Annotated in this window: 1 protein-coding gene; it reads left to right on the top strand. The window is 38.2% G+C overall.

Features of this window, described 5'->3' with window-relative positions; translation table 11 throughout:
- Positions 1 to 13: 13 nt before the first annotated feature.
- A partial coding sequence (locus K9V48_RS28485) for an IS6 family transposase (protein WP_224142356.1) occupies positions 14 to 612 on the top strand: 599 nt, incomplete at its 3' end.

The following is a 612-nucleotide window of genomic DNA, read 5'->3' on the forward strand; positions in this document are numbered from 1 at the left end:
GGGCATGATCAGTATGGAAAACCAAAATGTATTCAAATGGAAACATTATCAGCCTGACATTATTTTATTAACAGTGAGATGGTACCTACGGTACAACTTAAGTTTTCGTGATTTGGTGGAAATGATGGAGGAGCGTGGCTTATCCATGGCCCATACAACGATTATGCGTTGGGTACATCAATATGGACCGGAATTAGATGAAAGAGTACGACGTCATCTTAAGCCAACAAATGATTCCTGGAGAGTGGATGAAACGTATATCAAAGTAAAAGGTCAATGGATGTACTTATATCGTGCAGTTGATTCAGAAGGGAATACCATTGATTTTTATCTAAGTGAATCAAGAGATAAACAAGCAGCCAAGCGCTTTTTCAAGAAAGCCTTGGCTACTTCTCATGTTTGTAAACCTCGCGTCATAACAGTGGATAAAAACCCAGCTTATCCTGTAGCGATTCAAGAGTTAAAAGAAGAAAAACGTATGCCTGAAGGCATCCAAATGAGACAAGTGAAATATCTCAATAATATCGTAGAACAGGATCATCGTTTTATAAAAAAGCGAGTCCGTTCGATGTTAGGATTGAAATCATTTCGTACAGCTACTTACATACTGAG

Source organism: Metabacillus rhizolycopersici, assembly GCF_020075705.1.